Genomic DNA, 7,741 nt, shown 5'->3' with positions numbered 1-7,741 from the left:
ACACCGCGAGCAGCCCGATCCCCGACCGGCTCAATTTCAGGGAACCGATATCCCACGACCGTGAGAAGGTCTCCTTCCTCGGGCACGGCAACTTCCAGTTCCAGGAAGGTGAAATCGAATACCGAGGGCATCTCGAAATTCGGGCGGAGCGAAAGCAGAGCTACATCGTATTGCTGTGCTTCATCGGGACCGAACAAAGGATTCTCCCGGCGCTTTATGCCGCGAGAAAATTGTTCGACAGTCCACCATTCGATCGACCCGTCATTACGCAGCGACAGCGCACGGAAACGATCTCCGCTCTCGGCTCCGTCGAACACGTGACTGGCAGAAATGGCCAACCCAGGAGCAACGAAAAACCCAGTTCCACAGATTTCCTGCACATCATCGCTGCTGCGGAGTATCTGGAAAATGGCTCCGTCGAACTTCTCCGGGATCGTTGGAAGCAAGCCATCGTTTCGGCCGGGCTTCAGCGTCCGAGACCATAGCTTGAGTGCATCCGGTAGCAGACGGGACGGTTCCGAGACGTAGGAGCCCCTATATTGGACGAACTGATCCGGTTCCAACTAGCCGTCCCCGTCCGATGACTTTTGCTTCCGTGCGCCCCGTGGGCGTTTCCCCGGTTGGTCCTCCTTCCGCCCGATGATTTCGGCTTTGGGCGGTGGGGAGGCGAGACAGCTGTTGATCCTCTCAGTTAGCGCCCGAGCAAACTCCTGTGCGTTGAGAAAGAGGCCTGCATCTTGCCAATGGCCCGGCTGTTGATCCGTTCGGACGGCTGCGACCACAGGCCCTTGGCTCCCACCGAAGGCGAATCCGCCGTTGAAGACCAAGCTGTCAGTCCCATCATTGTGCTCGATTAGCTGATTCCGGACATTCCTGACGCCGACTGCGCCGAACCCTTTCATCCCCGGTAGGGACTCAATTATCCGACCCGCTCTAAAGGCAATTAGGTAGAATTGCTCCGTAAGGAGCTCCATCCAGTCAGAATCGGCAAAATACGTTCGAGCTTGAGGTCCTTGCGTCCGTGTTCGCCACTCCGCCATTGCGGCCTCGATCCCTTCCCGCTGTTCCAATCCCCAGTCGGGCGCCATAGACGCTCCAAACTCCCGCTGCTTGGCCAAGTGGGAGCCGATCTCCACAAAGACCAGTATCGCCTGGCGAAGCTTCTTGTCGGCATCAATGCCCTCGTCGTTCCTCCTCCCGGAGAGAGTAGTGTCGAGCCAGCGATAGTAGTGCTGAAAGGCCTCTCGGGAGGCCTCAAGGTCGATTAGGGCAGAGTCAAAGGCCGCCGCTTCCTCGGCCCACGCCTTCTGCATTGCTGGATGAGCGACCCGGGGGATGGTCCCATTCCCCCTCAAAGCGCCCAACAAGCGCCGGGCGTACGCTCGAAGAGCTGATCCCCACATCCTTTGACCTCACTTACCCACACACCTGATCCATCGTTACGAAGGCGAGATTTGACCTCGCAATCCTCTCGGCAATGTCGGACCTTAGCGGCCAGACCGCAGACTGGGGGAGCACAAAGGGTGTCAGCTAAACAACTGTGCCTGCTCTTCGCTGGCGCCATGTTCGCCGCCAGCACATCGACGGCGTCGTTCGGACAAGACCGACCTAAGGCCACTGTTCCGGGGAAGGCGTGCGAGATCGCTGCGGCTCACGGTGCAGAATGGATTGCTGAAAGCGCCGTCTCTCTCCGTGTACTGCAGCGGAATAGCGCTGCCACTGACGAGATGCAGAAGCTCATGGATTCCCGCTCATGGAAGCCCGAGGTCGCCGTCGGTGAACAGATGACCCCTGAGGAGGCTAATCGCTTCGGAAATTTGCAGCAGCAGATGAAGTCAGGGCTGCTGGCGATGCTGATGGAGTCGAAGAGGGAAAGGGATATTCGGATCTTGGGTCGCATGGCGGAGATCGCCCAAGAAGCCTCTAACCCCGGCTATGCGCCTCCTCAGTCGGCAGGGAGCGAAGACCACACGCTCGCTCTCATCCTATTGGGATCGAGAGATAAGCTTAGGGCCACCTCGCAGGAAATCAGCAACTACGCTCCCAACAAAATCTGTGATTTTAAGGGTAGCTTGGCCTCGGAAGCGGCTCTGTCCATCGCTGAAATCGACCGCATTTACGGGATCAACGAAGCTCTCAGAGACTTGGAATCGCTGACGAGCAAATACGGCAAGCCCCTCGACACTGGCAAAATGTCGCCAGACGATGTCCGTACCCGTGATCGGCTTTACCCGGTCTTACAAATGGCGTTGGCGAAGGAAGCCTTGGCTGGCGACCTCTACTTTATCTCACAGCTAGAACAGGTCTCGAAGCTCATGCTCGAGTCCAGGCGGGCCGCCCTCTACGAAGCGCCAGGCGACGCTGACAAGCTGGGCCTAGTGTGGGCTGAATGGGTCAAGACCGGAAGAGTGACGGACCGTCAAAACGAACTGACGAGCATTCTGAATTATCTGAACGAGAAGATCCCCCCAGAGATCATCAAGGACCTGGAAGCGTCGCCGAATGCCCAGAATCATTGATGGTCAATTGGCATATTCAGCCGCTGCCAGCCCAGGCTGCGGCTAGCCGGTGTATTCATAGACGGCAGCAGGGTCGAGCGGCGGAATAGTGAAGCGCTCAGGGGCCTGGTTGATCACCGCCATCGCTGCATCATTGGCCGCCGTTTCTCGTGGACCGAATGAGCGGCCCAGAGCCATGGCGCCATCAAAAAACTGTGCGAAATCCCGAGCAGGCCAGCGTCCTAGCAGCCCATCACCATGCTCTGCCATCTGGGCGCCAATCCAGGTCGCCATAAGGACTCGCTGAACGCTCAGCGTCTCGTTGATGCTGAGCGGGATTGAAACGCTTTGGGCCAACTCCTGAACCGCTTGAGCGGGAACCAATGCCCTAGCGGGCAGGTATTTCAGCATGCGTTCAAGTGCGTGATCTTTCATCGCTCTTCCGACCTACTTCCAAGTCGCTGCGGTTTTAGCCACGCTTCTATCCGGCATGTTTCCCCGGCCCGCCTTTCTAGAGCCGAGCCGCTATCAGTCTACGGATATGGAAGCCGACTTTCGATGCCTTCCAGGAAATCGTAATACTCAACTAGCGCCGCCAGAAACTCGCCCGTGTCGCCGATCTCCCGGTGCCGAAAAGAATGAATTGCGTTGCGTCGAGCCTGCACTTTTGCAAGCCACGAAAGCTCTTCCTCAGTGAGCAACTCGGCCTTTTTGAAATATTGCGAAAGGCCCTCCAACTCCAGGCGGTCAGGGTCTCGTGGCTTTCCAGTCTTTGAGTCGTAGACCTTATGGAACTTAGTCTTTTCGGCGTCGGCCTTATAATCCTCATAGAACACGCATAAGAAAAGCTTCAGCGCCCCCTCAACCAAGCTCCCGAGGTTCGCCCATGCCAGAATCAAATCACCTTCTGACAGTGGGTGTGGTGCTCCGGCCCAATGGGCTAGAGAGACAGAAAGTGACTGCTGGCGATCTAGGCGTGATTTGCTAAGCAAGTCGGCCGCTTCAGGCGGTGCCCAACCCGACGCCTGTGACCAGAAGCCTGCGAGGTCGCAATTTTTTGCGACGATAAGCTCGACTACTGTCAGTGGCGCCCTTGGCTGTCCTTGGACCAAAAACAGGTTCATTTCAGTTGGATCCGATGCCGACTGTTGTCGATCCCGCCATCTATACAGTAAGCGCTGGTTCGTCCCGCAGCGGATCGCACCAGATAGCATATCCGATACCTACGTTAGACGATCGTTGGATTTCGAGAGAAACTTGGCGCATCTGATGTTGGGTCGCAAGTAGCGCCTCAAAGGGATCCAGACCGCCCAGCCTCATGCCGCCCAAGGCGGGCCGAAGAGCTGCGATATTCCCGTCAAAGCTCTCCATCAACTCGTCGAACGCTCGGGTCAGACCCGTCGCTTTCCGGGCCACGACGCCCAGAACCTCTCCGGTCTCCTGGCGAATAACCGGCCCGCCGGAGTTGCTCGGGTTTACGCTCATGTCGAGCTTGACCATTCTCGCTGGCCCACTGTCGAACACCGCCGAGACGATGCCTTGGTGGATCGTCAGATGTGGGTCTTCGAAGGGATAGCCCAAGCTGCATACCTGCTCCCCGGGCTCAGCCTCATCCGTTGCGAATGTAAGGCTTGGCCCAACTTGCACACCGTGTGGTGGAGCGAAGATTGCGTAGTCGTAGGAGGCTTCGTCTGAAAAGCCCGCGAGCTGAAGCGGGGCAGGCAAGATCCACGTGGGGGTTTGCCAGAACCGAACTTCCACTGTGCAGTTCGCAGGTATGTTGCGAACAACGTGGCCGCAGGTCACCAACTTCCCGTTCACCAGAAAGCCGCTACCCGAGGAAAGCCGCTGGCCCTGCCGGAGGACAACAATGTTCGCAACTGATGGCCCAAGGCCCAGATGGATCTCTGCGGGGGTCATGGCGTGATGATGACAGACGCACCGCTAGGTCGCCAGTGGCCTTTAAATACCTGTTTTTACAGGAAGAAGTGGTGCCGCTTAGGTGACTCGAACACCTGACCCCATCATTACGAATGATGTGCTCTACCAGCTGAGCTAAAGCGGCCTGACGCGGCAGGGCGGCGAACCGGCCCGCGCGGGAGCGCCTATTTAGCTGCTCTGGGCGCGCTCGCCAAGCGGCGCCTCGCGTGACTGCGTCTTTGGGTCACCGGCGGGGGTGGCGGCGGCTCAGGCTCGTCGTCGTCATAGCGGCCTTCTTCCACGCCGTAGGGCGGCGGCGCGGCCTCATGGCCCAGCAGGAACGGGGCGGTGTCGGCGTAGGGGATCGGCAGTTCCGGCAGCTCGCTCATGGTCTTCTCGGCCCGCTCGTGGCGCGGGTGGATCAATTCGCCGGTCTCGGCATAGACCGCCGTCAGCCGCGCCCAGTCGGAGGGCAGGTAGGCGAAGGCCTGGCCCTCGGGGTCGAGATCGGTCCAATCCGGCTCTTGCGGCGCGCCCACGCCCCGCGCCATCCAAACCCGGGCCTCGTCCGGCTGGCCGGCTGCGAGGGCGACCCGGGCGAACAGGCCGGCGACGCGGATCGTCAGCGGCTCGGCCTCCAGGGCCTTGGCGGCCTCACGGGCGCGGACTGGCACGCCCTCGATCAGGGCCAGCTCGACGAAGAGGATGCGGCTCTCGCGGGCGGTGGGGTTCAGTTCGGCCAGGTTGTTCAGCCGCTCGGCCCGCTGGCGGGGCGTCTCGTTGGTCTTCAGGTCGCGATAGGCCAGCCACAGAGCCGGGTGGGGCGCGATCTTCCAGGCGGTCTCCAGGACCTGCGCGGCGCGGGCCGTCTTGCCGTCGGCGGCCAGCAGGCGGCCGGCCATGACCACGCCGGGCGCGAAGCCGGGTTGCAGCTTGGCGGCCTCGACGGCGAAGTCGGTGGCCTGGGACCGCGCCTTGGGTTCGGCGGCGGTCTCCAGTTGGGCGGCCGAGGCGGCCAGCAGGGCGGCCCGGGCGCGCTCGGCGACGATGGGGGACACCACCTTGCGGTCCAGCGCGCTCTTCACCAGGTCCAGCGCGCCCTCCCAGTCGCCCGCCTCGAGCCGCGCCTCCAAGACCGCGCGCCAGGCCCAGCGCGCTGTTCGACCCATCTCATAGGCCTGCTCGGCATGACGCAGGGCGGCGGCCTTGTCACCCTGGGCCAGGGCCTGAGCCATCAGGCCCCGGTGACCGGCCAGGCGCATCTCGGGGAAACCCAGCATGGCGGAATAGGCGGCCTGGACGGCCACGGCGTCGCCGGCCGCCTCGGCGGCCTGGGCGGCCAGGACCCGAACCAGGCCCGGAGCCTCATCGGCGAGGTCGACGGCCTTGAGGGCCAGACGCCTGGCCTCCGAGCCCTCCCCGGCGGCGGCGGCCAGGAAGCCGCGGGTCAAGACCTCATTGGCCTGGCGGCGGCGATCCTCGACCCGGGCGCGCTCGGCCCGGCGCGGCGCCTCCAGGATCCAGAGCAGCAGCCGCCAGCCGATCACGGTCAGCAGGGCGACGAGCAGTGTGATCAGCACCATGGCGGCGGCGGTCATGTCGGCCCGCCAGCCCAGCCAGATGATGCTGGCGCGGCCCGGCTCCCCGGTGATGGCCAGTATGGCGGTGGCCAGCGCCACCACCAGGAACACGGCGATGGCGGTGCGGATCATGCGCCGCTCCGAGCCAGCCGGGCGAGGTCCTGCAGGGCCTGGACGCGGACAGCGGAAATGCGGCGGTCAATGTCGGCCCGGGTCTCGGCGGCGGCGCGCCAGGGGGCCAGGGCCTCGCGGCCGCCGGGAGGCAGGCGATCCAGAGTGCGCAGGGCGTGGTCGAGATCGCCCTCCGTCACCTGGCGCTCGGCCCTGGCCAGCTGGGCGTCGACCCCCGAGCCCGGGACGTCGCCCACCTGGCGCAGGGTGACGACGCGGGAAAGAGCAGCGCCCAGACGGGCCATCAGGCCGGCTCCCTCACCCGGGGCGCGGGCGGCCGCGGCGGCGCGGGCCGCGTAGTCTGGAAAGCTGGCCGCCAGGGCCGCGCGGCTGGGAGCGCCGCGCTCGGCCACCCGGCGCAGGGCGCGCAGCTCCGCGGACGGCGGCGAGACCGCATCCAGGGCGGCCAGCTCCTCGGCGAAGGGCCGCGAGCTCTGGGCCGCCTCCATCAGGGCGGCGGCGGCGAGGGCCGAGGCGGCGGCCTCCGCGGTGCGCGACTGTTCAACCTCCAGGACATCGAGGCGGGCGGCCAGCTCGGAGAGCGCCGCCGGGTCGGGCAGGTCCAGTGACGAAGCCTTGTCAGGCGGGGCGTCCGAGGGATAGGCCGGCGCCGGCGCCAGGGGCCGGACGGCGGCGAGATCGGCGCTGAGCGCGGGGCGGGGCTTGGCCGGCAGCAGGTGGGGGCCGAACCGCGACAGGCCATAGCCGGCCAGCACGCAGGCCAGGCCGAAGACGGCCACCAGCCAGGCCGTGGCCCCCGGCGGCCGCGCGCGGCCATAGGCGGGCGCGGAGGGCTCCAGGGGATCCGGCGTGGCGCTCATGATCTACCGGTCTATCAGATTCAACAGCGCCGCTTCGAGAGGAAAGGGCGCGAACACCTTGGCCGCCATCTTGGTGCGGGCCAGCGGCTTCATCACCGCCTTGGAGAGGCACAGGGCCCGCAGGCCGGGCAGCGGGGTCTCCTTCAGCATGGCCGCCAGGACCTGGCTGGCCTTGGGGGAGTGCAGCAGGACCGCGTCGACCTCCGGCAGCGCGGCCAGCTCTTCCGCCGTCAGTTCGGTCGGCCCAGTGTCGTAGAGGACCAGGCGCCTGGCCTCAATCCCATGGGCCTCCAGGGCCCCGACCAGGTCCCCGGCCGGCTCGGCGGCGCCGGGATGCAGGACGCAGCCCTTCAGGTCGCGCTTGCGGGCGGCGATGCCCTCGGCCAGGGCCTCGACGTCGCCATCGGCCGACAGCACGTTCTTGAAGCCCGCCGCGCGGACCGCCTGGGCGGTGGCCGCGCCGACCGCGAACACCCGCTGGGACCGTTCCGGGGTCGCGTCGGTGAAGGCCCGCACGCCATTGGCGCTGGTGAAGGCGAGCGCGCAGACCCCGCGCAGGTCCACCTCGACACCCTCCACCGGCTGGACGGCGAGCAGGGGCGCGACAAAGGGCTCATGCCCCAGGGCGCGGACGCGGGCGGCGGTGGCCTCGGCGGCGGGCTGGGCCCGGGTGATCCAGATCTTGCGTGCGCTCATCGTCCTGACACGGTTGAGCCACGCTTGGCCACAACGCAACCCAGGAGGGTCGTCA

9 protein-coding genes and 1 tRNA gene are annotated in these 7,741 nt (G+C 64.6%); 1 reads left to right on the top strand and 9 read right to left on the bottom strand.

Annotation, left to right across the window (positions count from 1 at the left end; translation table 11 throughout):
* Together RMO97_RS08690 and RMO97_RS08685 are read right to left on the bottom strand one after the other, a co-directional pair.
* Positions 1–446 (bottom strand): trypsin-like peptidase domain-containing protein (locus RMO97_RS08690; protein ID WP_310540372.1); only part of this gene is annotated, 446 nt, incomplete at its 3' end.
* 117 nt (positions 447–563) lie between these two features.
* Positions 564–1,313, bottom strand: coding sequence for a hypothetical protein (locus RMO97_RS08685; RefSeq protein ID WP_310540370.1), 750 nt, complete (start codon positions 1,311–1,313; stop codon positions 564–566).
* A 210-nt stretch (positions 1,314–1,523) separates the two neighbouring features.
* Between RMO97_RS08685 and RMO97_RS08680 the strand changes: the two genes are divergently transcribed.
* Positions 1,524–2,519 (top strand): hypothetical protein, encoded by a 996-nt coding sequence (locus RMO97_RS08680; protein WP_310540369.1) that lies wholly within the window; start codon positions 1,524–1,526, stop codon positions 2,517–2,519.
* A 42-nt stretch (positions 2,520–2,561) separates the two neighbouring features.
* Here the strand turns inward: RMO97_RS08680 and RMO97_RS08675 are convergent, their stop codons facing one another.
* From RMO97_RS08675 to RMO97_RS08645, 7 genes are all read right to left on the bottom strand, one after another.
* Positions 2,562–2,933 carry a hypothetical protein gene (locus RMO97_RS08675; RefSeq protein WP_310540368.1) on the bottom strand — a complete coding sequence of 124 codons (372 nt, stop codon included), beginning with the start codon at positions 2,931–2,933 and terminating at the stop codon, positions 2,562–2,564.
* A gap of 98 nt (positions 2,934–3,031) precedes the next feature.
* Positions 3,032–3,622, bottom strand: coding sequence for a hypothetical protein (locus tag RMO97_RS08670; RefSeq protein ID WP_310540366.1), 591 nt, complete (start codon positions 3,620–3,622; stop codon positions 3,032–3,034).
* Positions 3,623–3,662: 40 nt separating this feature from the next.
* Positions 3,663–4,418, bottom strand: coding sequence for a serine protease (locus tag RMO97_RS08665; protein ID WP_310540364.1), 756 nt, complete (start codon positions 4,416–4,418; stop codon positions 3,663–3,665).
* 69 nt (positions 4,419–4,487) lie between these two features.
* Positions 4,488–4,563: transfer RNA gene (locus RMO97_RS08660), tRNA-Thr, on the bottom strand.
* A gap of 40 nt (positions 4,564–4,603) precedes the next feature.
* Positions 4,604–6,130 (bottom strand): heme biosynthesis HemY N-terminal domain-containing protein, encoded by a 1,527-nt coding sequence (locus tag RMO97_RS08655; protein ID WP_310540362.1) that lies wholly within the window; start codon positions 6,128–6,130, stop codon positions 4,604–4,606.
* Positions 6,127–6,990: a mitofilin family membrane protein gene (locus RMO97_RS08650; RefSeq protein ID WP_310540360.1), complete on the bottom strand. Its 864-nt coding sequence runs from the start codon at positions 6,988–6,990 to the stop codon at positions 6,127–6,129. The genes RMO97_RS08655 and RMO97_RS08650 overlap by 4 nt, the downstream gene beginning before the upstream one ends.
* A gap of 3 nt (positions 6,991–6,993) precedes the next feature.
* Positions 6,994–7,686, bottom strand: a complete 693-nt coding sequence (locus RMO97_RS08645) for a uroporphyrinogen-III synthase (protein ID WP_310540359.1) — start codon at positions 7,684–7,686, stop codon at positions 6,994–6,996.
* Positions 7,687–7,741 lie beyond the last annotated feature (55 nt).

Source organism: Phenylobacterium sp. (genome assembly GCF_031425575.1).
Lineage (GTDB): Bacteria > Pseudomonadota > Alphaproteobacteria > Caulobacterales > Caulobacteraceae > Phenylobacterium.
Note: the sequence above shows the minus strand (reverse complement) of the source record. Positions and strands in the feature narration are given on the sequence as shown.

Excerpts from the sequence above, each read along its gene's own strand:
- RMO97_RS08685 (WP_310540370.1), bottom strand. The coding sequence starts at position 1,313 with ATGCAGAAGGCGTGGGCCGAGGAAGCGGCGGCCTTTGACTCTGCCCTA.
- RMO97_RS08675 (WP_310540368.1), bottom strand. The coding sequence starts at position 2,933 with ATGAAAGATCACGCACTTGAACGCATGCTGAAATACCTGCCCGCTAGG.
- RMO97_RS08670 (WP_310540366.1), bottom strand. The coding sequence starts at position 3,622 with ATGAACCTGTTTTTGGTCCAAGGACAGCCAAGGGCGCCACTGACAGTA.
- RMO97_RS08665 (WP_310540364.1), bottom strand. The coding sequence starts at position 4,418 with ATGACCCCCGCAGAGATCCATCTGGGCCTTGGGCCATCAGTTGCGAAC.
- RMO97_RS08655 (WP_310540362.1), bottom strand. The coding sequence starts at position 6,130 with ATGATCCGCACCGCCATCGCCGTGTTCCTGGTGGTGGCGCTGGCCACC.
- RMO97_RS08650 (WP_310540360.1), bottom strand. The coding sequence starts at position 6,990 with ATGAGCGCCACGCCGGATCCCCTGGAGCCCTCCGCGCCCGCCTATGGC.
- RMO97_RS08645 (WP_310540359.1), bottom strand. The coding sequence starts at position 7,686 with ATGAGCGCACGCAAGATCTGGATCACCCGGGCCCAGCCCGCCGCCGAG.